Origin of the sequence: Streptomyces sp. NPDC059679 (assembly GCF_042734105.1) — a bacterium.
GTDB lineage: Bacteria > Actinomycetota > Actinomycetes > Streptomycetales > Streptomycetaceae > Streptomyces.
In genome coordinates this window covers 85000-105813 of the sequence record NZ_JBHWES010000031.1, presented here as the reverse complement: position 1 = coordinate 105813, position 20814 = coordinate 85000, and the positions used below count along the sequence as shown (strand labels likewise).

Genomic DNA, 20814 nt, shown 5'->3' with positions numbered 1-20814 from the left:
GCGCTCGGCTGCGTGATCGGGGCCGCTCACAGACCACATCAGCCATGCTGAAGTGATGACCAGGTATGCAGCGGCGAAGCCGTACGTACTGCCGGAGTCGCTCGGCAAGCTGAACGGGCCCACCACCGGTGGCGTGACGTTGCCCCGCCACATCGACTGGAGACCGCACTACATCTACGACCTGGCCGACGAGGCGGACTTCCGGCTGATGTACGAGCGCGTCATCCGGGAGGCTCAGACACGCGACGACCTCAATGCGTACCTGCACGCGACATCGCTGCGACAGGTGTGGTGTGGCCTGTTCCTCCCTGTCGCGGTCAAGACCGCTTGGGGAACCCGATTCCCTGAGCTCAGTGAACACGGCACGACGGCAGCTGAGGTTCCCCCGGTGCGCGGGTGTGGCTGATTAGCTGGTCAGGGCGGGTTGACGTGGTTTCAGGTTCACTGGTTTGGCCGCTGCCTGGTCGGCGTAGTGCTTCTCCTCGAATTCGATCGGGCTCAGGTAGCCGAGCCGCTTCTGGATGCGGCGGGGGTTGTAGAAGCCGTCGATGTACTCGAAGAGCGCGAGGTTCGCCTCGGCCCTGGTGGCGAAGGTGCGGCCGCGGATGCACTCGGTTTTGACCAGTATCCACAGGTTCTCCGCCAGGGCGTTGTCGAACGAGTCGCCGACCGAGCCCATGGATGCCTGGATCCCTGCTCTGACCAGGCGTGTCGTGAGCTTGATGGACGTGTATTGCGTGCCGTGGTCGGCATGGTGGACGAGCTCGCCGGGGGCGACCTCACGGCTGGTGAGGGCATACTCCAGCGACGACAGGACCAGGTCGGCGTCCGCGCGGGCGGAGGTCTCCCAGGCCACGACCCTGCGGGAGAACGCGTCCCGGATGGCCGACAGCCACAGTGGTCCCTCCCTGGTGGAGATCATGGTCAGGTCGGTGACCCACAACCGGTTCGGCGCGGGCGCCGTGAAGTCGCGTTGCACCAGGTCAGGAGCAAGGTCGGCGTCCGGGTCACGGCGGGTGAATCTCGGCGACACTCTGACCACGGTGGGAAAGGGTGGGCTTGTCGTCGTACCGCCCGGCCTGCCGCACGTCTTTGGGGCGGCAGAGGGTGAGGTGGCCGACGTGGTCGTCGTGCTCAGCCCTGGTATCGAACGGTTTGGCTACTTCGAGCAGCTGGCCGCCATCAGCCGTGGCGAGGCGGAATTCGCCTCGCTTCTCCCCGAGCAGCACCGCTACGACGTGCACTTCGAGGACCTCCCCGACTGGCGGTCGGCCCCCTAGCGGTAGGCCGTTCTTCAGAAGACGATCGATAGGAGCGGCTTGGGGTGGAAGTGCGGCCGGCGCGCTCTTCGCCCAGCAGTCATGGCAGCGGCCGCACCGCAGATGGCAGGGCAGCCCGGAACAGAACCACGTCTGCCCGCACGTGAGTGTCTAAGTGCGTGACCAAGCCGACGAACAGCGGCGAACAACCGCGGACGCCTGCGGACCGCCGCAGCAGGTGAGAGACATACCAGCGCGAGGTCAGGCGCCCAGCGAAGTTCGTTCGGGACGAAGCGCAGCCGCACCAGGTGCGCACCAGACACCCGCTCCGGCGCAAAGCCCCAGGCCGGCGGCCCGGGGCTTCTTTGTTGCCCGGGGACGCCAGCCTCTCCGTAAACCCGCGACATCGCACGAGAGCCAACGCGACGCGATCACACTTGGGCCAGAGCGATCGAGAGGCGTCGGGCGTTGTGTGGCGAACGAAGGGCGGGCGTAGTCAGCCCAGCGTCCGTACCAACGGCCAGGCTCACGATGACCACGTAGACCATCACCCAGGAGACGTTCCGATGAGCGAGCAGCCCTCTGCCCCCGACGGGCCCTGAGCCCCATGCCGGCGCTCACTCCGGCAGCACTCCGGGCAGCGGTTGCCCAGATCACCCCCGTCCAGTTGCCTTCCTTCGCCGAGCACCTCGACCGCGCGGTTGGGCGTTGTCGCCGAGTTGCGACTCCAGCAGAGCGCTTCCCCAACTGCGCCTTCCTGATGCGGAGTACGCCGCGCGCCCCTCACGCGGTGACGACCGTGTGATGCCGATCTTCTCGCCCCGCACCGACGCCGCATGGCACCGTCTCGCATCCGACGCGAAAGCCCTGATACCGCACGATGCCGGCTTCGGGACAGGTCGTGGGAGTGGCGATCGCAGGTCGTCTGGGGGAACGGCTGTCGGCTCACTCGGTCTTGACGGGGGTCAGGCTGAACCCGTCGTTGGGCTTGCCCGCAAGGAGGTCGGCCAGCCCGCCGCTGAGCGCGTACGTCGTCCCGTTCGGTCCCTCGGTCACGTCGCTGGTGACGGGTCCTCGACGGTGTCGGTGACCTTCACCGTGGCCTTCTTCCAGCCGTCACGGGGCTCCACACGCTGGATCTGGGCGGGCTTGCCGGTCAGCAGACCGCTGCTGACCGCCGCGATCGAGCCGTCCTTCAGGAGCCGCATGCCGGCCGTGGGGGACCCCAGCGGCACGGAGAGCTTCACCTCCTGCGCCTTTTCGGGATGTTTGACGGGCACCCGTACCAGGGAGCCGTCGGCCATGGCGATGATCAGCTGGTTTCCCTCCACCCACTCCACCGCTGACATGCCCACATCGTTCAGGAAGTCGGGAATGTCAAGCGTGCCCTTGAGCAGGTCGTTCTGCAGAAATACCGAGGCGCGGCCCTTGCGGTCGATCCGGAACACCGTCGGGGTCAGCTCGTCGACGGCGTACGCGGTGCCGTCGGGTGCCACCGTCACGTCGGAGATCAGGTGCTGCTTGCCGTCCAGGGTGACCGCGGTCAGATCGACGCACCAGTCCTGCTTCCCGCTCTCCAGGTCGTAGCTGCCCACACCGGCGACGCGGAAGGGGGCGTTCTTCTTGGAACGGTCGGCAGTGCCGTAGTCCACATTGCTGACCAGGATGCGGTCCCGTTCGCGGTCGGCGAGGACGGCCTGCGCCGACACCATTTCCGGGTCGTCGATGAGGGTGCGCACCTTCCCGTCAGGACTGACGGCGGAGACCGTGCCGTGCTTCAGCGAGCCGGCGAAGAACGTGTTCGACCGCGCGTCGAAGTCCAGCGAGTGCGGGAACACGTTCGAGCCGTCGGCCTTGATGGCGCTGGGCTTCTTCTGCTCGGCCTGCTCGGTCCGGGTCTGCTCGGCGCCGGATGTGGAGCCGGATCCGGCAGAGGAACCGTTCGCGGCCAACGCCGTTCCGGTGGCCACGGCGGCGACAAGTGCCGCGCTCGCGATGGCGATCTTCAGCTCCGTCTTCTTCATTGTTGTCCTTGTTCCTCGGGAGGGTTGGGGCCGGCGTGTACTGCGGTGACCTGGGTGAGGGTCACTCGGTGATGGCGCTCCCGGCCGCTCGAAGGCGGCCACCAGGGCGGCGGCCGATGTCCGGAACGCCTTCGTGAGAGCTCCCGGAGCGGGGCCGAGCGCCGGCAGGGGCGGCTGCGCCCCCATCACGACGGCGAACGTGTGCTGACCCGCCAGCAGATGGTCGACCATCTGCTGGACGTTCCAGTCGGTGCAGGGCGTGGGCGCGCTCCACTGCTCCTCCTCCACGGCCTCGACCAGGTGGGCGATGGTGTCGATGACCCCGGCGAAAGCCGTGACGGGTGTGGTTGACATGGGGAACCTCCAGTAGGGGTGGAGGGGTGGCCGTGCGGGCCGCTGCGGATGTTCTTCCGCGATGGAAGGGGGAGCCGGCTACGCGCCCCGCCCAAGATCAATGTCAGCGTGTGTCCGCCCATCGCGTGCGAGCGCCGAATGCGTGATGTCGGCGGGCGGGGACACAGGGGAGAGGAAAGAGGGGCGGCAGCGTCATCGGCGGCCGGAAGGCGTGCGTGACGAGGCCCCCGCGGCGCTCCCTGCCAGCCTCGGGCCGGAGGCTGTCGGGTGACGGCGGGTGACGGCGGGTGACGTTCAGGTGTGACGCTCTGAGCGGACCGTGGCTTTGCGACGGCCAGACGGCCGGATCAGGGGTGTACGGAAGGAGCGACGTGTGCGGGGGTGCCGGCGGCGGGGCGGGCGGTCGCCGGCATGTCCGCGGCGGGCTGGAGGGTCTGGTTGAGCAATCGCAGTGCCGCCTGGGCGGCGGAGCCGGGCGCCGCCGTCGTCACCACCAGCCGGATCCCCTGCCCCCGGGGCACCGGGAGCGAGTGCTGCAACACGTCCAGCTCCCCGACCATCGGATGGCGCATCCGGTACTCGTTCATGCCCCAGGCGCGCACCCGGTGCTGCGCCCACAGCGTGGCGAACTGCGGGCTGCGCATCGTCAGCTCGCCGACGAGGGAGGCCAGATGCGGGTCGTCCGGATACTTGCCGACCACCTGCCGCAGCTTGCCCACCACATCCCGTGCCTTCCTGGGCCAGTCCACGTACAGGTCCTGCGTGTGGGCGTCCAGGAATACCATCCGGGCGGTGTTGGGTCGCGTGGCCGCTTGATCCGGGCTGTCCCAGGCCAGATGCCCGGCGAACAACGCATGCCCGGTGCGGTTCCACGTCAGGACGTCCGAGCGCTGGCCGAGGACCACCACGGGTGAGTCCCCGAAGGCATCCACCAGTTGGCGCACCGCCGCGGTGACACGCTCGGCGGGGAGCCGGCGGCGGCTCTGCCGGACATCACCGGACAAGGTGTCCAGGTGGCGCCGCTCCGCGTCATCCAGCCGCAGAGCCGTGGCCAGCGCGTCGAGGACCTGCGGCGAGGCGTTGAGCGACAGCCCCTGTTCCAGCCGGATGTAGTAGGCCACACTGACGTTGCCCCTGCGAGTAGCAGGCGCGAAGCCGCCGAGCACGTGGCGCCTGAGATCTCGAGGGGGAGGTTGGGGGCAGTCGCTCGAGATGAACTGCTCTTCACTGGCGCCCGCCGGTCTCCATCAGAGCATCGCTTCGCGCAGGCAACGCGCCAGAGGCCCCGCCGCTCATGCGCAGCCGCTCGGCCAGGAGGGGCAGCCCGACGACGACTATCAACCACACCTGTACGTAGAGCCTGTCGCCCTCCATCGCTACCGGGTGGGCCGCGGCCGTCAGCAGGCCCGTACCGCCCACGGCGATCAGGCAAAGCGCGATGGGCACCGAGCGGCTGATCGCGCCCCAGGCGCCCAACGCCAGGAGGAAGAGCAGAGAGGGAGCCAACGCCTCTCCCTGTAGCCACTGCCACCAGTAGTTGACATCGAGCCGGACCAGTCGGCGCCATGGGTCGGCGACTTCGGAGTACGCCCAGTGGAGGGAGAAGGTGTCCTGGAGCGAATCCTTCAATCCGGGCAATCGGAGCACCCTGCTCATCGCAAAAGCGGCCAAGGACTCGAAGAGCGAGACGATGAGCAGGCAGTGCGTGCCCTTGTGCCGGGCCTGTGGAACGAACATCAGCGCCATGCCACTCGCCGCCACCAGGCATGGCGCCACCAGGGCGAAGCTTGAGTACTTGACCGCGAACCCCAGCGCGAAGGCCCCCACGGACAGCAGAGCCCCCGTCGCCCGCCGCCCGTGGCACAGCCACACCGCACCGAGCAGCATGGCCGCCATGAGGGCGATCACCGGACCTTCCGTCATGGGCCGACTGCCCCACAGCCCTATGGGCGTGACGTAGTACAGGCACTGACCGAGCCATGCCAGCAGAGGCGGCGCGCGCAGCGCTCGCAAGAGCACCAGGACCAACAGCCCTCCCAGCGCCGTGAAACCCAGGGCAACGGCCGTCAGCCCCGCCTTGGCCCCCAAGAGCCGGACGAACGGTGCGGCCACCAGTGGATAGGCGGGGCGAGCATGAAAGAGGGCCTCGTACCGCGGATTGCTGGGGTTGAGGCCATCCGCATGCTGAGCCAGGCAATCGGGGAACTCATAGCGGCGCACCGGGGCCCGGAACTCGATCTGATGCAGCATGCGGTTTCGCTGAAGCATGGCCGCCGTGTCCGCGCAGTAGGCCCGCAGGGCTTTGTCCTGGGCTTTCCGGTAGGGGTCGCCCAAGAACACGTACGCTGCGCGAGCGTAGCGATATGAGTCATTGGAGAAGCGTGTGCCTGGATAGGCGAAGACGTGCAGCAACACGAAGACTACGACCGTCAGCAACGGGATGATCTTGTGTATTCGCATCACGATACACACCCTAAATGCGAACAAACCAGGCAACATCCCGAATGGTCCATCAGGGTCTTCGGTGTTGCACGGCCGTCGGCGACCGGACCGGTCTTCGTCGTCAGTCCGCCCCAGGACCGCCCGAAGGCATCGTCGCGCGGCTTGTCGGTCAGGGCCACTTCTGCGGGACCACGGCCGCGGCGGTGGGCACACACAGTGGCGGTGGGCACGCACGGTGGCGGTGGGCACGCACGGTGGCGGTGGGCACGCACGGTGGCGGTGGGCACGCACGGTGGCGGAGTCCACAGCGACCACCCGGCCCAGGACCTCATCGGCGCCATCCTGCCCGACCGCCTTCGGCCCGGGCCGAGCTGAGCAGACGCGGCCCAGGGCGTCCAGGTCCGCCCATCCCCTCAGGTGTCACACCCGTACGAGATCGGACGATGCCTGGACCACCCCCAGCAAAGCCCTGTTACCCCTCTATGGTGACGAGCCCGACGACGGCCACTATGAGCACGACCCGCCCGTAATTCGCGTAAAAGCCAGGGTCGGGGTCTTGGGGGCTGTGGTGGAGCGCAGGAAGTATGCGTCGCCGCCCGTTCGCGAGGGTGATCCGAGCCGCGAGCGCAGTCCCGTTTGGGCTCCCGATCTCGCGCACGTCGATCCACCGGATCTCCCGCCAGGGGTGGGTACGACCACGCCCCACGACCCACGCCCCGGCGGATGGTTATGCCGGCCGGCCCGACCGTGGTCCAGCTCCGGCGCGCGAGGAGGATGCCGAGACCGACGAGCGCGGTCGTCCCGCCTGCCGGCCGGCAGAAGCCCACGACGCCGAGTTGAACGACGGCTGCGACCGGGAGCCCTCGTGACCATGCGGGTAGGCCGGTTGTGATCGCATCAGATCTTCGTTAGTGGCGCGTTACTGGAACGGTAGCCGCCACTGACAAGGTCAGCACCACACCGGGCGAAACGTCGCTGGGTGTACGAGTCCGCTGATGACGAAGAAGGTCTTCCCATGCTGATCGCCGGCCCCCGAGTCCGTATGTTCGCCGGTGCCGGTCTGCTGGTGACTGCCGCGATGCTCGCCACCGCTTGCCAGTCCTGGGACGACGCGAGTGGTCAGTCCGGTGGCTCGTCGGCCTCCGCCAAGGCTGCGGCTGTGGCTGTGACTGGCAAGGACACCGGCTCTGGTTCATCGACCAAGTCCTTCACTGCGACGGACGAAGGAACCCAGGATGGTGTCGGCGTCGACACCGGCAGCGGCGAACGTGGCAATGTCGGGCAGAAGTGCGGGGCCAACGACATTTCCTGGAGCACCAGGGCCGAGTCGCAGGCCGGCGGGTACATCCTGATCATCGCGAAGGCCACGTCAGGGATCACCTGTGTCCTGCCCGCCGAGCTTCCCACGGTGGCCTTCGAGTCGGACGGCACCCAGGCCGGCCCTGCGGAACAGGCCGTGGGCGAGCAGATCACGCTGGGCAAGGGGGCCATCGCCTACGCCGGGGTGAACCCAACGGACCAGTAGCTCGCCGGCCGCCGACTTCCCACGAAGGCAGGTGGCGGGGTGCGCTCGGAGTCGTGCCGGATACGTGCCGGATACGTGCCGGAACGAGCGGTAGACCACGATCAGCCGTGATGGGCGGGTGACTCCCAAGCCCAGGGCGCGAGTTCGTTACCACCATCTCACCTTGCAGCAACGACGATAGGAGTTCGCAGATGCTTCGCAAGCGCTCAGTTCTGATCGCCGCCCCGATCGCGGCTGTCACCTTGACCCTGGCTGTCGCCGGTTACCAGGCCATTGCGGCCGGATCGTCGCCCTCGGGGGGCGCAGGGCGGGCCGGCAAGGCCACCGAGGCGACGGCCCCGTGCCTGGCCGGTGCCACGGCGCTGGTCGGCGATCTCGACGGTGACGGCCACCCGGACAAGATCACGAATCCGGGGCACACCGGAACCAAGATGACGATCCAGTGGGGGGCCGCGGACGGATCGTTCGGAGAGAAGCACACCGTCAGCAAGCTCCTGGGCGCGAAGAAGGGGGAGGTCGCGTCCGCCGCGGTCGCCGACTTCCAGAACGACGGCACTCTGGACATGGTCGTCAACCTCGTCGAGCCGTCCGGCGGGGACGACTCCTCGACAGCGCGCGTGGCGGAATACCGCCCCGGCCCGCTCAAGCGGGCGAACCTGAGCTCCGCCGGCTCCCGGCACTCCGACATTGGCGACCACGGCGAGGTCCAGCAGCTTCGGATCGCCAACTACGGCGACGACGCGTACCCGGACCTCGCGATCCTCAACAACCCCGGAGACGGGCAACTGGATCGGGACGTGCGCCTGTCACGGCCGAAGAGCGGTCCGGGGAACTACGACTACGAACTGATGAAGAAGTACGGCGAGTACGCGTCCACGGCCGAGCCGCCGGCCATGCCCAGCGACGGCTGGACCCAGTTCTACAAGCCCTGCTCCTGACCACAACCGGCCACCCGTCGGCCTCCTGGCACCGGAGGGCCGACGGGCGGCCACCTCTGGACGGCTTCCTGCGGCTTCCTCCTCCGCAGTGAACGCGGTAGGCGGATGAGGGCGCGCGCATAGTCTCGGCCTCCGAGCCGGAAACCTGCGTTCCGCGGCTCTCGTCCGTCACTCTCCCATTGTGGACTTCGAGAGCCCGCACCCGGCGGGCGTGCAGGAGGACCGGATCATGGCTTTCGCCGACTACCAGAACGAGATCTACCTCGACGGGCTGCGCGGGGTGCTGCCAAACCTGCCCATGACCTCCGACGAGCTGGAGCCGCTGGCCGAGGCGGCGATGCCGCCCGCGGTGCGCTCGTACGTGGCAGGCGGTGCGGGCAATGAACACACCCAGCGGGCCAACATCACCGCGTTCGAGCAGTGGGGCCTCATCCCCCGCATGATGGTCAGCCCCACCCAGCGCGACCTGTCCGTCGACCTCTTCGGGATGCGCCTGCCCACACCGCTGCTCATGGCGCCGGTCGGCGTGGCCGGGCTGTGCGCACAGGACGGTCACGGTGACCTCGCCACCGCCCGCGCCGCCGCCCGTACCGGCGTGCCGATGATCGCCTCCACCTTGACCGTCGATCCGATGGAGCAAGTGGCCGCCGAGTTCGGGGACACGCCCGGCTTCTTCCAGCTCTACACCCCCTCCGACCGGGAAGTGGCCGAGAGCCTGGTCCACCGGGCCGAGGCCGCGGGCTTCAAGGCCATCGTGGTCACCCTCGACACCTGGATCCCCGGCTGGCGGCCCCGTGACCTGGCGGCCAGCAACTTCCCCCAGCTCCGCGGCCACTGCCTGACCAACTACACCAGCGACCCGGTGTTCCGCTCCCGGCTCGCCAAGGCTCCCGAAGACGACCCGGCTGCGACCGTGATGCACTGGGCGAAGATCTTCGGCAACCCCCTCACCTGGGACGATCTGCCCTGGCTGCGGTCGATCACCGACCTGCCGCTGATCCTCAAGGGCATCTGCCACCCCGACGACGTCCGTCGCGCCAAGGACGGCGGTGTGGACGGCGTCTACTGCTCCAACCACGGCGGACGCCAAGCGAACGGCGGTCTGCCCGCGCTCAACGCCCTGCCGGAAGTGGTCGAGGCCGCCGACGGGCTGCCCGTTCTCTTCGACTCCGGCGTCCGCACCGGGGCGGACGTCATCAAGGCCCTCGCTCTGGGGGCCACCGCGGTCGGCATCGGCCGTCCCTATCTCTACGGCCTGGCGCTCGCCGGCGCTGACGGCGTCGTCCACGTCCTGCGTTCCCTGCTGGCCGAGGCCGACCTGCTCATGGCCGTCGACGGCTACCCCACCCTCGCCGACCTCACCCCCGACGCGCTTCGCCACCTCATGACCATCGCCCGAACGGGTGACCTTGAAGGCCGGCGCCGGGTTGGCCGGTAGCTGCCGGGGCCGGTGTAGTCCCCTGGACGGACTTTGACCGTCTGCTACAGACAACAAGTCTCAGGACGACGCCCCGTAGCAGGTGGCAATCGCGGCGGCGCGGTTGCGCAGGGAGGTGCGCAACCACTGCGGGGCGAGGGCTTCCGCGTCCGTGGTGAGCTGCCATATCGCCCATTCGGCGTGTCGCGAATCCTGGAAGGTCACCTCCAGCCGCAGCCAGCCGTCCGCGTCGGTTTCTTCGGCGAGGACGGCCAGCGCGGTGGCCACCAGTTCCTCGCGCCGCGCCGCGTTCACCCGCACCAGCACGGCGACTTGGTCGCCGCCGGTCCGAAACCACGTGCTGCGTTCCTGCCAGGCCCGGTCCAGATCGACCCGGTCCGGTCGCTGCGCGGGTTCGTCGAGTTCCTCGGCGGCCAGGATGCGCGACAGCCGGTAGGTGCGGTCCGCGCCGGACCTCGTGGCCAGCAAGTAGCCCTGGCCGCGTACGGTGACCAGGCCGATCGGGTCCACAGTGCGCCACTTCGGGGTCTGGTCCACGGCCGCGTAGCGGATGCGCAGCTTGTGTCCGGCGAACACCGCGCGCCGGACCTCGGCCACTACGGTGTCGGGCACCTCCTCGGCGACCACGCGGCGCGAGAGGAGGTCGGTCTCCGGATCGATGAGCAATCGCTGCGCCGCGCCGGCCGCGGTGTCCCGATAGCCGTCGGGCAGCGCATCGACCACCTTGAGCACGGCCGAGGCGAGCGCCGAGCCGAGGCCGAATACCTGCGCGCCACGCCGTGATCCGGCGACCAGCAGGGCGAGCGCCTCGTCGTGGTTCAGTCCGGTGAGCTCCGTCTGGAAACCGGGCAGCAGCGCGAAACCGCCGCGCCTGCCGCGTTCGGCGTAGACCGGGACGCCGGCTGCGGACAGCGCCTCGATGTCACGCAGCACGGTGCGGGTGGACACCTCCAGCTCGCGGGCCAGCGTGGCCGCGGACAGTCGACCGCGCTGGCGCAGCAGCAGCACCAGTGAGACCAATCGGTCGGCGCGCATACGAAAACTCTATCGGAATACATGACACAGGATGTCGTGGTTTCGCTGCGACGCTTTCAACACGGCGTCGGAGATGGGCGGATACCGAGCCGATGGACGTGCGTACGCCCAGTGAATCGAATGGAGCTGTTGTGGCCTTGGAACGAACGGCGGTCAACCCGGTGACATGGTCGGTGGAGATGGGATTCAACCAGGGTGAGGTCGTCTCCGGGCACACCCGCACCCTGTACTGCTCCGGGCAGACCGCGATGAGCGGCGACGGCAAGCCCCAGCATGACGGTGACATGGCGGCCCAACTGGCGCTGAGCCTCGACAACCTGGAGGCCGTGCTCGGCGAGGCCGACATGACCCTCACGAACCTCGTCCGGCTCAACGTCTACACCACCGACGTGGATGTGCTTTTCCAGCACTACGGCGTGCTGGCGTCGCGGTTGGGCGCCGCCAAGGTGGCGCCGAGCACCACGATGCTCGGGGTGACACGGCTGGCGATCCCCGGCCAGATGGTCGAGCTCGAGGGGATCGCCGTCGCGTGACGCGACCTCGCCCCCTCCGCTGCTCGGAATGGCGGGGTGTCAGCCTTCGTCCGGTTCGGGCAGGGCTTGGGCGATCAGGCGGGTGGCGAAGTCACGGTCGTCGGTGAGGCGGTTGATGTGCTCCGCGAGCAGGAAGGCCGTCACTTCCAGGGGAGTCATCTCGTCCTTGGTCCAGTATCCGTACTGTTTGCGCCACAGATTGGGGCTCAGGCCGGTGCCCGCGGCGACGAGTAGGCCGGCCATGGTGGGGATGGCCTCGGGGCGGACGCTCTTGGGCATCATGCGCATCGTGGCCACAAGGTTGGGCACCACGTACTCGATGACATCCTTGCCGTGGTCCTCGTAGGCCAGCCGGAGCCATTTCATGAACATGAAGATGAGCGTGCACGTGCCGTCCAGCACGGCATTGGCTCCCCTGGGGCCCAGGGACGCGGTGTACCGGTCGATCAATGCCCGCTGTTCGGGGTCGGTCTCGGTCGCCCCGTCATAGATGCCCTTGAGCCGGGAGTCGATCATCATGAGCGCTGCGCCCACATCGCCGGCGGGAGCATGCTTGGGGTCGCAGGGCGATGACACAGGATTCCTCCTCGGCTGACTTCGGTGGGTAACGCGACGCATCCGTACAGTAGATCGCCGATGCGGTCGAGGTCTGGCGAATCCTGATAAAGCGCAGATAGGGGGCAAAGGCGTTACCGGGTACTACCGCGATGCGGGTGTCAGCGGTACCGCTCGGAACGACGAGGGTGCGGATCCCAGCGGAGGAGACCCGTCGCTCGTACACGGCGTCGTCCGCCGCGCCGTCGCGAGTCCCGTGGAAGTCCACGCAGTACCGGGTCGCGGCGAACTCCGGCAACTCGACGTCCCCACCACCACGAGGATGCCGGGGTCGGACGGAACCGGGGGAACGGGCGGTGCGCGGCGCCGACGGATCGAAGCGGTCCGAACTTATCTCCGGTACAGCGGAACTGATCCACGTACCGGGCCGGAACCGCTGGTTCCCGGGCGGAACACATGTGAGGATTACTCGCCGTCGGTTGCTCGAAATCCACAACCGGCCGCGTGAAAAAGACCGTTGGGGAACAATGCGTACACATAAGGCCGCGGCCTGTCTGGCCATCACGGGAGCCCTGCTGGCAGGCTGCTCCGACGACGGCGACAAGGACGGCGCCGGCGACAGCATGGTGTCTGTCGAATTCAAGGTGACGGGGGATTCACCGGCGAGCGTATACATCCCCGGTATCAACTCGGACCTGTATACCGGCAAGAAGAACAGCAGCGGTGATACGGACCTGGATCTCGACGAGGTCAAGACGCCGTGGTCGAAGAAGCTGAAGGTGAAGCCGGGAAGGTCGCTGTCGCTGCAAACGGGTTCAGTGAACCCGAAGACGGAAATCGGCTGCCAGATATTCGTCGACGGCAAGCTCGTGGACGAGGACACGAAGAAGAACAAGCCCGGCAAGACCCTCACCGCCAATTGCTCGAGCTCGACCTAGGCACCGGGCGCCCGAGCCGTACGGTGGGCGGGTGCCTGATCCCGGAACGAGCGCCGCCCGCGTCGTGGCTCTGCAGAGCCTCCTGGCCGATGTCCACTCCGCACCGGTGGCCGTCGAGCGTTGGGAGCGGCTGGAGCCCTGGGCCGTGGCCCGGGTCCGGCTGAGGGGTGCGGCCGTCCCGCCGTCCGTCGTCGTCAAGTGGACGGACGGCGGCCACGTCCAGGCGCGTACGGCGGTGTGGCGGCTCCGTACCGAGCTGGCCGCGCTCCAGTTCCTCCGGGACGACGTCGGGGTCGCCCTCGCCCCTCGCCTCATCGCCGCCGATGTCGCCGCCGGGTTCGTGGTTCTGGAGGACCTTGCGCCTCGTACGGCCTTGGATCAGCTGTTACGGCGCGACGGAGCGCCGGCCCACGGCGAACGGCTGGCCGCCTTCGCTCAAGCACGCGGTGAGCTGAACGCGGCCACCGCCGGGCGGGCCGAGGCATACTACGCGCGCCGGGCGAGGCTGGGGCCGGTCGACCGCGGGGACGATCGGGCCGGCCGATTCGCCTCGTACCGCGACTCGGGGATCGAACACGCCGTGGCACTGGGGGCGCCGCTGGAGGGCCGAGCCGCCACCGACCTCGCCGCCGCTGTCGGCGCGTTACGCGTCCCAGGTCCGTTTCTCGCCCTCAGCAACGGGGACACGGAGGCCAACAACGTCCTCCTGCACCCCTCCGGCCCGCCCGACGCCCGCCTCATCGACTTCGAATTCGCCGGCTACACCCACGCGCTCACCGACGCCGTGTGCCTGCACGTCCCCGGGCCCGCCTGGATGTCGGTCGGCGACCCGGTCGCCACGGGCCTGGCCGACCGCTATCGCCGCGCCCTCGCCCGCGGCATCCCGGCCGCCGAGGACGACCGGCGGTACGGATTCGGGCTCGCCGCCGCCTGCGCCTCCTGGGCGCTGATCCGCCTGCAGCGGTTCGCTCTGGTGGACACCCGCCCGCCGGGCCACCCCAGCCGCCCTCAGCTCATCGCCACGCTCGAAGCCGCCACCCGCACCGCCCGGACCCACCGGGCCTTGCCCCACCTCACCGCCTGGGTCCAGCGCATCGCCGCCCTGCTGCGCGAGCGCTGGCCCGACGCGGACCAGGACTTCACCGACCCCGAGCGATTCCCGCCGTATCAGCCTCGGCGCTGACGGCAGCCCCGTGTGATCCGGAAAATCTCCGAAAACTTTTCAGTATCGTCCGCCTCGAATCTGGGCTTTGGGCCGGAGACTTCGTCAATCAGCCTCTGTCCGATGAGTCGATCACGCCAGTGAACTGGACTTATATCCCTTAGAGAGATCTCCCGGCCAGGACGGAGTTTCCGTAATCCTTGCGGAAACCGTTGACACCCAACGGCCCCAGTCCAACACTGTCGCCATCGTCGGTCGCCAGCCTTCACAGAGGAGGAAATCATGAACTCGGACAACGCCCCCGCACGCCCGGTGAACCGCAGGGACTTCATCGGCCGCGCCGGCGCCTTGGCGCTGGCCACGACCGGGCTGATGCTGCCCGGCACCGCGTACGCCGACACGACCATCACCACGAACCAGACCGGCACCAACAACGGCTTCTACTACTCGTTCTGGACCGATGGCGGCGGGTCGGTCGCCATGACCCTGGCGTCCGGCGGCAGTTACCGGACCTCGTGGACCAACTGCTCCAATTTCGTCTGCGGTAAGGGCTGGAGCAACGGCGGACGCCGGAGTGTGAACTACTCCGGCAGCTTCAACCCCTCCGGCAATGGCTATTTAGCGCTCTATGGGTGGACCTCAAACCCGCTCGTCGAGTACTACATCGTCGACAACTGGGGCACCTACCGGCCCACAGGCACGTACAAGGGAGCGGTCACCAGCGACGGCGGTACGTACGACATCTACATGACGACGCGCTACAACGCGCCCTCCGTCGAAGGCGTTCGCACGTTCAATCAGTACTGGAGCGTCCGGCAGTCGAAGAAAACGGGTGGAACCATCACCACGGGCAATCACTTCGACGCCTGGGCCCGTTCCGGAATGAATCTGGGCACCTTCAAGTACTACATGATTCTCGCGACCGAGGGATATCAGAGCAGCGGGAACTCGAATCTCACGGTGAGTGGCTGAACGTCCCGTCCCCAGTCCCCAGCCCCCCGCTGCCGACTAGTCCGGCTCGTTGAGCTTCTTGCGGAGTTCGTCGGCGGCCGTGTGGTCGATCTCGTCGGCGATCCTCAGGGCCTGCTGCCATACGGACCGGGCCAGGTCGGGTGCGTTGCGCGCGCCGTGGCTGTCGCCGAGGTGGATGAGGATCTCGACCTCCCCGCACCGGTCGCCGAATCCACGCACGAGGTCGAGGGCCCGCTGGTAGCAGTTCACGGCGTCGGCGTAACTGCCCAGGTGGTGATGGGCGTAGCCGAGGCTGTCCCACGCCCCGGCCTCGGCGTGCCGGTTTCCGGACTTCTGGTTGAGCTCGACGGCCTCGGTGCAGTAGTCGAGCGAGTGCTCGTATTCGCCGAGCATGGCGTGCAGCCATCCGGCGTTGTTGAGCGACTTGGCCTGGCCGGTCCGGTGGTCCGCCTCCCGGTAGAGCGCGAGCGCCCGTTCGTTGTGGACGAGCGCTTCGCGCAGCCGGTCCTGTTCTACGAACACCCAGCTCAGGCCCCGGTACGCATGGGCCTGGCCCAGGCGCTCGCCCGCGCGGCCGTAGAGGTCGAGCGCGTGCTGGTAGTGGGTGTGCCCGTGGTCGAGGCGCTTGACCTGGGTGTAGACCGCGCCCAGACCGCGGTGGGCGTCGGCCTGCCAGGTCAGCTCGCCGAGCCGCTGCGCCGCGAGCAGCGCGGTGTGCTGGGTGTCGGCCCAGTCGTGCCAGTGGCCGCGGTAGTCGAAGAACGGCTCGAGGGCCTGGGCCAGCATCCATACGTGGGAGTCGAAGCCGAAGGCGCGGGCGAGGTCCATGGCGCCGAGCAGGAACGGATGCTCGGCGGTGAACCACCTGAGGGCGTCCTCCTCGTCCGCGAACGCCTCCGGTGTGACGCCTGGCCGGGGGTCGGGCCGGGGGATCCGGTCCCCGTGCGGGTCCAGGAGCTCGGCCGCGGCACAGGCGCTGTGGAGGCAGAAGTCCAGCAGTCGGTGGCGGGCGGACTGACGGTGGTCGGCCGGCAGGGTCTCGGCCTGTTCGGCGGCGTAGAGGCGGACCAGGTCGTGCATCCGGTGGCGGTGCGGGGTGTGCTGCTGGAGCAGGTGTGCGGCTTGCAGGGTGCGCAGATGGTCACGGACCCGGGGCGCGGGGAGGCCGGTGAGGCTCGCGGCGGCGGGGACGCCGATGTCCGGGCCCGGTGCGAGGCCGAGGAGACTCAGCGTCTTTGCCGCGTCGGCCGCGAGGGCCCGGTACGAGGAGGAGAACACCGCCCGCAGATCCGCGGCGACATCGCCGGTGTCCAGGGCATCGAGCCTGGTGGCGGCCTCCTCGACCTCCTCGGCGAGGGCCGAGAGGGGGAGGTCCGGATGGGCGGCGGCGCGGGCGGAGAGGATGCTGACCGCGAGTGGAAGGCCCCCGCAGTGGTCCAGGAGCGTGTGGACGGCCGCGGGTTCGCCGGCCACGCGGTGGTCGCCGAGGTGGCGGGTGAGCAGGGTGCGGGCCTCGGTTTCGGAGAGCACGTCGAGGCCGAGGGCGCGGATTCCATGGGTGGCGGCGAGCCCGGTGAGGCGGTGGCGGCTGGTGATCAGCGCCGTACAGGTGGGGCTGCCGGGCAGCAGGGGCCGGACCTGGTCGCTGTCGCGGGCGTTGTCGAGCAGCACGAGCAGGCGTTTGCCCGCCACCATGCTCCGGTACAGCCCGGCCTGCCCCTCCACATCCGAGGGGATGGCCGCGGGGTCGGCGCCGAGGGCGTCGAGGAGGCCGCGTATGGCCGCCGCCACCGGAACGGGTTCCGCGGAGGGGTCGAAGCCGCGCAGATTGACGTAGAGCTGCCCGTCCGGGAAGTCCCGCAGATGGCGGTGGGCCCAGTGCAGGGTCAGCCAGGTCTTGCCGATGCCGCCGGGGCCGGTGATCGCCACGATCGCCCTGGGGTCCTCGGCCCCGGCCCGGCCGTCCAGGAGGCGGGCCAGCTGGTCCAGTTCATGGGTGCGGCCGGTGAATCTGGGGGGTGGGGCCGGCAGATGCGCGGGGACCGGGTGGCGGGCCGGCGGGGCCGCGGAAGGGGTGGGGCGCGGGGTGAGCGCCGGGTCCGCGGTGAGGATCCGCTGGTGCAGCTGTCTGAGCTGGGGCCCCGGATCGACGCCCAGTTCCTCGGCCAGCCGGCGCCGGAAGGCGTCGTAGCGGGTCAGCGCCTCCGCGACGCGCCCGCCGCGGTACAGCGCCAGCATGATGTGGCCGGTCAGCCGCTCGTTGAGCGGCTGCTCCTCGACGAGGGTGAACAGTTCGGCCAGCAGCTCTCCATGGCGGCCGAGCAGGAGCAGGGTGTCGTAGCGGTCCAGCAGGGCGGCCAGCCGCTCCTGCCGTAATCCCTCCCGTACGGAGCCGAACCACGGAGTGTCACAGGACGCGCCGAAGTCCCCCCGCCACTGCCCCAGCGCCTGATCGAACAGCGGCGCGGCCACCGACGCCTCGTCGGCGGCCCGGGCCTGCTCGACCAGGGCGCGGAAGCGGTGCAGGTCCACGGAGTCGGGGTCGACCAGCAGCGCGTAACCGCCCGGGCGCCGAGCGATCCGGCACTCGTCCTCGGCCACCGCCAGCACACCCCGCAACCGGGACAGATAGCTGTACAGCGTCCCCTTGGCGCGCTGCGGGGTGTCCTCGCCCCAGATCCGGTCGACGAGTTGATCGGCCGACACCGTGCGCCGGGCCTCCGCCAACAGCACCGCCAGAACCGAGCGCTGCTGCGCATGGCCCAGATCCAGCGCTGCTCCGTCGACATACGCCCCGACATCGCCGAGCACACGGAACTCAATCGGCATGTCCCCACCCCCCGTTGCCAGGGGTCCACTTTTGCAAGACGGGCCCCAACCAGCCAGTTCAAGTTTCAGCCAAGGTTCCACCAAGGTGAGTAGTTACGTGGCTGGAGCTGAGTACCCGGGCGGATGAGGTCCGGCCGTCCTGACGGAAGAGTGAAGATCACGGAAGGGCCGCTCACTCTCTCCCGGATCAGTGTTCGAACCACTCAGAGGTACTTCATGCGCAAGATCGGAACGACTGCCGCGGTGCTCGTCATAGCGGGCGCCTGTCTGGCCGGTACGGCCGGAATCGCCGGTGCCGCGACCGGTCCGGCGGACCAGGCCGTATCGGCCGCGGCCTGCTCGGCCTCCTGGAACAGCGACACCAAGTCGGCCGAGGACGCCACCACCAAGTCGTTGCGGAACATCACGACGGGCAAGCACACGTGCTACGACCGCATGGTCTTCGACATCGAGGGGGCGACGAGCAAGATCGGCTACCACGTCGGATACGTGACGAAGTTCCGCCAGAACGGCACCGGTGACCAGATCAGGGTCAACGGCGGCGCCATCCTGGAGATCGTCGTGAACTCGCCGAGCTACAACCCGTCGAACCCGGCCCAGAGGACCTATGCCGGCAAGCCCGGAAAGTCCCTGCCCGGTGTGAACGTCACCGGCTACAAGACCTTCCGGGACACCAAGTTCGGGGCGAGCATCGAGGGGCAGACCCAGGTCGGTCTGGGCCTCCGCGCCAAGCTGCCGTTCCGGGTGCAGCAGTCCGGCGACAAGCTGATCGTGGACGTCGCCCACGCCAAGTAAGTCACGGCGGCACCGAGGCGCGGCGGCGCTTCGGCGTGCCGCAAAATCGCTCGCGTTCGGCGCGGCGCGAAGGAGAGCATGCGCGTATGCATTACTCCGGACCGCCGCCTCGCGATGTGCGCGTGCCCGCGCCGATCGCCGCTCTTGCCGGAGACCGGCCGGTGCTGCCCGTATGGCTGAACGAGTTGGGCGGCCTGACCTTCCAGCTCGGCAGCGGGGACGACCGGCTGTTCGCCAAGTGGGATCCGAGGGGCTCTGTGGCGGATCTGGAGGTTGAGGCCACTCGTCTGCGCTGGGCCGGTCGCCATACGCCCGTTCCTCAGGTTCTGGATCTCGGAGCCGATGAGGACGGGACCTGGATGATCACCAAGGGGCTGCCCGGCGAGAGCGCCGTCAGCCCCCGGTGGAAGGCGGACCCGCGGACGGCCGTACGGGCGCTGGGGACCGCGCTACGGGCGCTGCACGAGCGGCTGCCCGTGGACGACTGCCCGTTCAGCTGGTCGGTCGACCACCGGCTGGACGTGGCCCGGCGCGCGGGCACCGAGGTGCCCGCGGAGCTGCCCGCGCCGCCGCCGATCGACCGCCTGGTCGTATGCCACGGGGACCCCTGCGCGCCCAACACGCTCCTGAACCCGGACGGCACATGGTCCGGCCATGTGGACATGGGCGCCCTCGGCCTCGCCGACCGGTGGGCGGACCTGGCCGTGGCCACGTGGAGCACCGAGTGGAACTACGGGCCGGGCTGGGATGACACGCTCCTTGACGGCTACGGCATCAGCCCCGACCCGGAGCGGATCGGCTTCTACCGACGGCTGTGGGCCGCGACCTGAGCCTCCCTTCCTCAGCGGTTACGCCTCTCCTCCGGCCCCGACGATCAGACAGGTCGTCGTGGCGTGCGCGATCAGTTTTCCCTGTTCGTCCAGCACCTTGCCTTCGGCCGTCGCCGTCCGGCGGCCGGCGTGGATGACGGTGCCTTCGGCGGTGAGGGTCTGGCCTTCGGTGCGGGCGGCGCGGATGTAGTTCACCTTCAGTTCCAGCGTGGTGAACCCGACGCCCGCGGGGAGGGTGGTGTGGACGGCGCAGCCCATGGCCGAGTCGAGGAGGGTGGCGGCGATGCCGCCGTGGACGGTGCCGAGGGGGTTGGCGAAGTCGGGGCGGGTGTCGAGGGAGACGACGATGCGTCCGTGGTCGACTTCGTCGAAGCGCATGCCGAGCAGGCGGCCGATGGAGGGGATGTCGGTGGGGCGCTCGGACTGTATCCAGCGCATGAGGTCGAGGCCGGAGAGGGCGGCCAGGTCTGTGGTCGGCATGGGCGGGGTTTCCTTGCGGGGGTGCGTCGGCGTCAGCCGAGGGGGATGTCCTTGTCGCGCAGGGCGGCCAGGACGGGGGCGTACATCCGGGTCTTGATGGTGCCGAGGGTGTCTCCGGCCTTGCCCACCTGCGCCGCGGCGAACTCGATGGCGGTCGACCGGACGGCGGCCTCGGCCACCGCGCGGTCGACGATGCCCGCGGTGAGCGCGTCGTGGCCGCCGTAGCGGCGGGCGGTGACCATGGCCTCATGGGCGGTCCGCGGGGCCAGCCGGCCCTGGATGAGGGCGGACATGCCCGGGGTGAAGGGGATGTTGATGTCCGCCTCGGGCAGACACCAGTAGCCGCGGTCGGCGCGCATCACGCGGACGTCATGGGCCAGCGAGAACATCGCGCCCGCCGCGAAGGTATGCCCCTGCAGCGCGGCCACGGTCACCAGCGGCAGGGACAGCATCCGGGCCAGGAGGTCGTGTACGGAGACGACGTAGTCGTGGTGCTGATCGGCGTGGGCGAGCAGCCAGTCCAGGTCCAGGCCGTTGGAGTAGAACTTGCCCGTGGCGGCCGTCACCAGGGCGCGGGGCCCCTCCGCCGCCCGGACCTCGTCCAGCGCGGCTTTGACGGAGGCGAGCCAGTCGGGGTGGAAGCGGTTCTCGCCGTCCCCGAGGTCGAGTACGAAGACGTTGTCCTGGCGGTCCAGCGTGGGCATG

General features: G+C 69.0%; 20 protein-coding genes. 11 read left to right on the top strand and 9 right to left on the bottom strand.

Features of this window, described 5'->3' with window-relative positions; genetic code table 11:
• The first annotated feature begins 55 nt into the window (after nucleotides 1-55).
• Nucleotides 56-406, top strand: coding sequence for a hypothetical protein (locus tag ACFV2X_RS29690; protein ID WP_385622147.1), 351 nt, complete (start codon nucleotides 56-58; stop codon nucleotides 404-406).
• Here the strand turns inward: ACFV2X_RS29690 and ACFV2X_RS29685 are convergent, their stop codons facing one another.
• The gene (locus ACFV2X_RS29685; RefSeq protein ID WP_385622144.1) at nucleotides 407-1033 is read right to left on the bottom strand and encodes an IS3 family transposase; all 627 of its coding nucleotides are present in this window, start codon (nucleotides 1031-1033) and stop codon (nucleotides 407-409) included.
• 10 nt (nucleotides 1034-1043) lie between these two features.
• On the opposite strand from ACFV2X_RS29685, the gene ACFV2X_RS29680 reads away from it, so the two are divergent.
• The gene (locus ACFV2X_RS29680) at nucleotides 1044-1280 is read left to right on the top strand and encodes a hypothetical protein (protein ID WP_350734924.1); all 237 of its coding nucleotides are present in this window, start codon (nucleotides 1044-1046) and stop codon (nucleotides 1278-1280) included.
• 1031 nt (nucleotides 1281-2311) lie between these two features.
• Here ACFV2X_RS29680 and ACFV2X_RS29675 read toward each other — a convergent pair.
• The 3 genes from ACFV2X_RS29675 to ACFV2X_RS29665 form a co-directional block, all read right to left on the bottom strand.
• The gene (locus tag ACFV2X_RS29675) at nucleotides 2312-3637 is read right to left on the bottom strand and encodes a maleylpyruvate isomerase N-terminal domain-containing protein (RefSeq protein ID WP_385622141.1); all 1326 of its coding nucleotides are present in this window, start codon (nucleotides 3635-3637) and stop codon (nucleotides 2312-2314) included.
• A 347-nt stretch (nucleotides 3638-3984) separates the two neighbouring features.
• Entirely contained in the window at nucleotides 3985-4758 is a 774-nt protein-coding gene (locus ACFV2X_RS29670) for a transcriptional regulator (RefSeq protein WP_385622138.1), read from the bottom strand.
• A 103-nt stretch (nucleotides 4759-4861) separates the two neighbouring features.
• On the bottom strand, nucleotides 4862-6100 hold the full coding sequence (locus tag ACFV2X_RS29665; RefSeq protein WP_385622135.1) for a hypothetical protein: 1239 nt from the start codon (nucleotides 6098-6100) through the stop codon (nucleotides 4862-4864).
• A gap of 994 nt (nucleotides 6101-7094) precedes the next feature.
• Between ACFV2X_RS29665 and ACFV2X_RS29660 the strand changes: the two genes are divergently transcribed.
• From ACFV2X_RS29660 to ACFV2X_RS29650, 3 genes are all read left to right on the top strand, one after another.
• Complete coding sequence (locus ACFV2X_RS29660; protein WP_385622133.1) at nucleotides 7095-7604, top strand: hypothetical protein; 510 nt, start codon at nucleotides 7095-7097, stop codon at nucleotides 7602-7604.
• A gap of 191 nt (nucleotides 7605-7795) precedes the next feature.
• The gene (locus ACFV2X_RS29655) at nucleotides 7796-8542 is read left to right on the top strand and encodes an FG-GAP repeat domain-containing protein (RefSeq protein WP_385622131.1); all 747 of its coding nucleotides are present in this window, start codon (nucleotides 7796-7798) and stop codon (nucleotides 8540-8542) included.
• A gap of 229 nt (nucleotides 8543-8771) precedes the next feature.
• The gene (locus tag ACFV2X_RS29650) at nucleotides 8772-9980 is read left to right on the top strand and encodes an alpha-hydroxy-acid oxidizing protein (RefSeq protein ID WP_385622212.1); all 1209 of its coding nucleotides are present in this window, start codon (nucleotides 8772-8774) and stop codon (nucleotides 9978-9980) included.
• A gap of 60 nt (nucleotides 9981-10040) precedes the next feature.
• Here ACFV2X_RS29650 and ACFV2X_RS29645 read toward each other — a convergent pair whose 3' ends face one another.
• Complete coding sequence (locus ACFV2X_RS29645) at nucleotides 10041-11015, bottom strand: helix-turn-helix transcriptional regulator (RefSeq protein ID WP_385622128.1); 975 nt, start codon at nucleotides 11013-11015, stop codon at nucleotides 10041-10043.
• 137 nt (nucleotides 11016-11152) lie between these two features.
• Here ACFV2X_RS29645 and ACFV2X_RS29640 point away from each other — a divergent pair, with 137 nt between their 5' ends.
• Complete coding sequence (locus ACFV2X_RS29640) at nucleotides 11153-11548, top strand: RidA family protein (protein ID WP_385622210.1); 396 nt, start codon at nucleotides 11153-11155, stop codon at nucleotides 11546-11548.
• Between the two features lie 39 nt (nucleotides 11549-11587).
• Here the strand turns inward: ACFV2X_RS29640 and ACFV2X_RS29635 are convergent, their stop codons facing one another.
• A complete protein-coding gene (locus ACFV2X_RS29635) occupies nucleotides 11588-12124 on the bottom strand; it encodes a hypothetical protein (RefSeq protein WP_385622126.1) in 537 nt (178 codons plus the stop codon).
• 335 nt (nucleotides 12125-12459) lie between these two features.
• On the opposite strand from ACFV2X_RS29635, the gene ACFV2X_RS29630 reads away from it, so the two are divergent.
• From ACFV2X_RS29630 to ACFV2X_RS29620, 3 genes are all read left to right on the top strand, one after another.
• Complete coding sequence (locus ACFV2X_RS29630) at nucleotides 12460-13041, top strand: hypothetical protein (protein WP_385622124.1); 582 nt, start codon at nucleotides 12460-12462, stop codon at nucleotides 13039-13041.
• Nucleotides 13042-13072: 31 nt separating this feature from the next.
• The gene (locus ACFV2X_RS29625) at nucleotides 13073-14224 is read left to right on the top strand and encodes a hypothetical protein (RefSeq protein ID WP_385622122.1); all 1152 of its coding nucleotides are present in this window, start codon (nucleotides 13073-13075) and stop codon (nucleotides 14222-14224) included.
• Nucleotides 14225-14485: 261 nt separating this feature from the next.
• A complete protein-coding gene (locus tag ACFV2X_RS29620; protein ID WP_385622120.1) occupies nucleotides 14486-15175 on the top strand; it encodes a glycoside hydrolase family 11 protein in 690 nt (229 codons plus the stop codon).
• 36 nt (nucleotides 15176-15211) lie between these two features.
• On the opposite strand, the gene ACFV2X_RS29615 is transcribed toward ACFV2X_RS29620, so the two are convergent.
• Nucleotides 15212-18004, bottom strand: coding sequence for a BTAD domain-containing putative transcriptional regulator (locus ACFV2X_RS29615; RefSeq protein WP_385622118.1), 2793 nt, complete (start codon nucleotides 18002-18004; stop codon nucleotides 15212-15214).
• 216 nt (nucleotides 18005-18220) lie between these two features.
• On the opposite strand from ACFV2X_RS29615, the gene ACFV2X_RS29610 reads away from it, so the two are divergent.
• Together ACFV2X_RS29610 and ACFV2X_RS29605 are read left to right on the top strand one after the other, a co-directional pair.
• On the top strand, nucleotides 18221-18799 hold the full coding sequence (locus ACFV2X_RS29610) for a hypothetical protein (RefSeq protein WP_385622115.1): 579 nt from the start codon (nucleotides 18221-18223) through the stop codon (nucleotides 18797-18799).
• 86 nt (nucleotides 18800-18885) lie between these two features.
• Complete coding sequence (locus ACFV2X_RS29605; protein WP_385622113.1) at nucleotides 18886-19629, top strand: aminoglycoside 3'-phosphotransferase; 744 nt, start codon at nucleotides 18886-18888, stop codon at nucleotides 19627-19629.
• A gap of 18 nt (nucleotides 19630-19647) precedes the next feature.
• Here ACFV2X_RS29605 and ACFV2X_RS29600 read toward each other — a convergent pair whose 3' ends face one another.
• Both ACFV2X_RS29600 and ACFV2X_RS29595 read right to left on the bottom strand, forming a co-directional pair.
• On the bottom strand, nucleotides 19648-20109 hold the full coding sequence (locus ACFV2X_RS29600) for a PaaI family thioesterase (protein ID WP_385622111.1): 462 nt from the start codon (nucleotides 20107-20109) through the stop codon (nucleotides 19648-19650).
• Between the two features lie 32 nt (nucleotides 20110-20141).
• Entirely contained in the window at nucleotides 20142-20813 is a 672-nt protein-coding gene (locus ACFV2X_RS29595) for an enoyl-CoA hydratase-related protein (RefSeq protein ID WP_385622110.1), read from the bottom strand.
• Between the last annotated feature and the right edge of the window lies 1 nt (nucleotide 20814).

Excerpts from the sequence above, each read along its gene's own strand:
- ACFV2X_RS29605 (WP_385622113.1), top strand. The coding sequence starts at position 18,886 with ATGCATTACTCCGGACCGCCGCCTCGCGATGTGCGCGTGCCCGCGCCG.
- ACFV2X_RS29655 (WP_385622131.1), top strand. The coding sequence starts at position 7,796 with ATGCTTCGCAAGCGCTCAGTTCTGATCGCCGCCCCGATCGCGGCTGTC.
- ACFV2X_RS29675 (WP_385622141.1), bottom strand. The coding sequence starts at position 3,637 with ATGTCAACCACACCCGTCACGGCTTTCGCCGGGGTCATCGACACCATC.
- ACFV2X_RS29620 (WP_385622120.1), top strand. The coding sequence starts at position 14,486 with ATGAACTCGGACAACGCCCCCGCACGCCCGGTGAACCGCAGGGACTTC.
- ACFV2X_RS29690 (WP_385622147.1), top strand. The coding sequence starts at position 56 with ATGACCAGGTATGCAGCGGCGAAGCCGTACGTACTGCCGGAGTCGCTC.
- ACFV2X_RS29645 (WP_385622128.1), bottom strand. The coding sequence starts at position 11,015 with ATGCGCGCCGACCGATTGGTCTCACTGGTGCTGCTGCTGCGCCAGCGC.
- ACFV2X_RS29595 (WP_385622110.1), bottom strand. The coding sequence starts at position 20,813 with ATGCCCACGCTGGACCGCCAGGACAACGTCTTCGTACTCGACCTCGGG.
- ACFV2X_RS29610 (WP_385622115.1), top strand. The coding sequence starts at position 18,221 with ATGCGCAAGATCGGAACGACTGCCGCGGTGCTCGTCATAGCGGGCGCC.
- ACFV2X_RS29660 (WP_385622133.1), top strand. The coding sequence starts at position 7,095 with ATGCTGATCGCCGGCCCCCGAGTCCGTATGTTCGCCGGTGCCGGTCTG.
- ACFV2X_RS29615 (WP_385622118.1), bottom strand. The coding sequence starts at position 18,004 with ATGCCGATTGAGTTCCGTGTGCTCGGCGATGTCGGGGCGTATGTCGAC.
- ACFV2X_RS29650 (WP_385622212.1), top strand. The coding sequence starts at position 8,772 with ATGGCTTTCGCCGACTACCAGAACGAGATCTACCTCGACGGGCTGCGC.
- ACFV2X_RS29600 (WP_385622111.1), bottom strand. The coding sequence starts at position 20,109 with ATGCCGACCACAGACCTGGCCGCCCTCTCCGGCCTCGACCTCATGCGC.